This window comes from Ensifer sp. ENS08, assembly GCF_014852195.1.
GTDB lineage: Bacteria > Pseudomonadota > Alphaproteobacteria > Rhizobiales > Rhizobiaceae > Ensifer > Ensifer adhaerens.
Map to the genome: position 1 here is coordinate 1 of NZ_JACVBF010000056.1, position 578 is coordinate 578.

The window sequence follows — 578 nt, forward strand, 5'->3', positions numbered from 1 at the left end:
ATCACGCCCTGGAACTTCCCCAATGCGATGATCACCCGCAAGGCCGGCCCGGCCTTTGCCGCCGGCTGCGCCATGGTGTTGAAGCCGGCTGCCCAGACGCCGTTCTCGGCGATCGCCATTGCGATCCTTGCCGAGCGTGCAGGCCTGCCGAAGGGCCTGTTCAGCGTCATCACCGGTTCTGCCCGCGAGATCGGCGCCGAGATGACCTCGAACCCGGTCGTGCGCAAGCTGACCTTCACCGGCTCGACGGAGGTGGGGGCCGAGCTCTATCGCCAGAGTGCTGCCACCATCAAGAAGCTCGGGCTGGAACTCGGCGGCAATGCACCGTTCATCGTCTTCGACGATGCCGATCTCGATGCCGCGGTCGAAGGCGCGCTGATCGCCAAGTTCCGCAACAACGGCCAGACCTGCGTGTGCGCCAACCGCATCTATGTGCAGGACAAGGTCTATGATGCCTTCTCCGACAAGCTCGCCAAGGCGGTCGCCAAGCTGAAGATCGGCAACGGTCTCGACGAAGGCGTGATCCTTGGCCCGCTGATCGACAAGGCGGCGCTGGAAAAGGTCGAGGAGCATATCGC

Annotated in this window: 1 protein-coding gene; it reads left to right on the forward strand. The window is 64.0% G+C overall.

The genetic code is table 11. The features are described 5' to 3' along the window. Window positions 1-578: aldehyde dehydrogenase family protein (locus IB272_RS34480; RefSeq protein ID WP_192445896.1), on the forward strand; the 578-nt coding region annotated here is incomplete at both ends.